Origin of the sequence: Blastomonas sp. CCH1-A6, assembly GCF_001556365.1 — a bacterium.
GTDB classification, from domain to species: Bacteria; Pseudomonadota; Alphaproteobacteria; order Sphingomonadales; family Sphingomonadaceae; genus Blastomonas; species Blastomonas ursincola.
Genome location: NZ_LSIS01000442.1, coordinates 1 through 2848 on the forward strand (window position 1 = coordinate 1; position 2848 = coordinate 2848).

General features: G+C 64.4%; 2 protein-coding genes. Both read left to right on the forward strand.

The window, feature by feature from the left end:
• The coding region (locus AX735_RS20030) for an arylsulfatase (protein WP_231750191.1) at positions 1 to 1784 on the forward strand (1784 nt) is incomplete at its 5' end.
• Positions 1785 to 1833: 49 nt separating this feature from the next.
• The coding region (locus AX735_RS20035; RefSeq protein WP_066284010.1) for a glutathione S-transferase family protein at positions 1834 to 2848 on the forward strand (1015 nt) is incomplete at its 3' end.

Sequence of the window (2848 nt, forward strand, 5' to 3'; positions counted from 1 at the left end):
TTCTCGCGGCAATCAGCGCGGCGCTATCGCTGGCAGCGGCCGGCCCCGCCGTGCAGCCCCTGGCGACCGCCACCACGCTCAAGGCAACCACCCCGGACCGCCCGCCCAATTTCGTGGTGCTGCTGGCCGATGATCTAGCGCTGATGGATCTCGGCATCTATGGCGGCGAGGCGCGGACGCCCCATATCGATGCGCTGGCGCGTCGCGGGCGGATGTTCACGCGCTATTATACCTCGCCGCTCTGCTCGCCCTCGCGCGCGATGCTACTGACCGGACTCGACAATCACCGCACTGGCGTCTCGACCATTCCCGAGGTCATCCCGAACGAGCATATCGGCAAGAAGGGCTATTCGCTGCGCTTCGAACCGGGCGTGACGACGATCGCCAGCAGGCTCAGGCAGCGCGGCTATCGCACTTACATGACCGGCAAATGGCATCTCGGCCATGAGCACGGCGATCTGCCCAACTCCCACGGTTTCGACCGATCGTTCGTGCTCGATGCGTCGGGCGCGGACAATTGGGAGCAGAAATCGTACATGCCCTATTATGCCGATGCCCCCTGGTTCGAGGACGGCAAACCGGCACGCCTGCCCAAGGAGTTCTATTCCTCGCGCTTCCTGATCGATCGGATGGTCGACTATCTGGGTGAGGGCGACCAGAAGAAGCCGTTCCTTGCCTATATCGGCTTCCAGGCGATCCATATTCCGGTCCAGGCGCCGCCCGAATTCACCCGCAAGTACAGGGACACCTATCGCGAGGGATGGGCGGCGATGCGCAAGGCGCGTTGGGAACGGGCGCAGGCCAACGGGCTCATCCCCAGGGGAGCGCCGCTCGCCGATCCGCCCAAGGGCTTGCGCCAATGGGAAAGCCTGACGCGCGAGGAACAGGCACTGTTCGCGCGCAACATGGCGATCAATGCCGGCATGATCGAGGCGATGGATCACCACATCGGAAGGCTGGTCGAGCATCTGAAGCGCACCGGCCAGTATGACAACACGGTGTTCGTGTTCACGTCGGACAACGGCCCGGAGCCGAGCAACCCGCTCGCCACGTCGCGCACCATGCAATGGTGGCTCGACAATAACGGCTACAGCGTCTCGGCCGATAATTGGGGCGGCAAGGGCACCTATGCCTTTATCGGCCCGGAATTCGCCAATGCCGCTGCCTCGCCGGGGGCGATGTTCAAGTTCTACAGCGCCGAGGGCGGGCTGCACGTGCCGATGATCATGGCCGGGCCGGGGGTCGCGCCTGCCGCCCCGAGCGCTGCGATGACCACGGTTAGCGACATCGCGCCGACGCTGCTCGCAATGGCGGGCGGCGCGGCTGATGCCAGCGCCTTTGACGGCCGCTCGCTGGTGCCGCTGCTCGCAGGGCAGGCCGATGCGGTGCGCACACCGGAGACCGCGACGGGCTTCGAGGTCTCGGGCAACGCCGCGTTGTTCAAGGGCAGCTACAAGCTTGTGCGTAACTTGAAGCCCTATGGCGACGGCGTTTGGCGGTTGTACGATATCGCCACCGATCCCGGCGAAACCCGCGACCTGAGCCGTAGCGATCCGGCGAAGTTCAAGGAGATGATGGCCGAGTATCGCGCCTATGCGAAGCGCAACGGCGTTCTGGAGATGCCCGAGGGATATGACTCCACGGTGCAGATCGGCAAGAACACGGTGCGCAAGATGGCCGCACGTTACTGGCACGTTCTGCTGGGGGCAGGCGTGATTGTGATCGCAATGCTCTATGGTGCCTATCGTCTGCTGCGACGGAAAGGACGTGCGCGGCCCGCTTGACCCGTTCACATTATTGACATAGCCTGTGACAATAAAAGCGGAGGAGAGAATGGCTGTCGAACTGCTGGGGGCGCCGGGATCGCCCTATACGCGCAAGATGCTGGCGCTGCTGCGCTATCGCGGGATCGGCCATAAGATGATCTGGGGCAGCCACATGCAGCCACCCGCCGGCTATCCGGTGCCCAAGGTCAAGCTGCTGCCCACCTTCTATTTCGGCGAGGGCGATGCGCGCGAGGCCGTGGTCGATTCCACGCCAATCATCCGCAGGCTCGAGGCGGAACATCCGGGCCGCTCGGTGCTTCCGGAGGACGAGCTGCTCGGCTTTCTCGACCTGCTGATCGAGGATTTTGCCGACGAGTGGATGACCAAGATGATGTTCCACTATCGCTGGCATTTTGCGACCGACGCGGCCAATGCCGGGCCGCTGCTGATCTTCTGGCAGAGCCCGACCTATCCGGACGAGCAGGCGAAGCAGATGGCGGACGGCTTTGCGAAGCGGCAGATCGACCGGCTGTATGTCGTCGGCTCGAACGACATTACCGCGCCGATCATCGAGGCGAGCTATGCGCGGCTGATCGGCATTCTCGATCGGGCGATCGCGCGCACCGGCTTTGTCCTCGGCACGCGGCCTTCGGCGGCCGATTTCGCGATCTATGGTCAGCTCACCCAGCTCGGCATCGTCGATCCGACGCCTGCCGCGATCATGGCGGGCTCGACGCCTCGGCTGCGCGCCTGGCTCGACCGGGTGGAGGATCTCTCCGGCCTGCCCGACGGGGCTTGGCTCGATCATGATGCGCTGAGCGAGCAGTTGGGTGAGTTGCTGACCGAGATAGGGCGCGTCTATGCGCCATTCCTGATCGCCAACGCCCGAGCCGCCGCTGCCGAACAGAGCGATTTCGAGACCGAGATAGACGGCAAGCGCTGGACTCAGCCCGTCTTTCCCTATCAGGCCAAGTGCCTCGTGACCCTGCGGTCTGCACGCGCGGCGCTATCCGCCGAGGCGCGAGATCGGCTTGATGCGCTGCTTTCTGGCACCGGCTGCGAAGCGATGTTCGCCGAGGAAG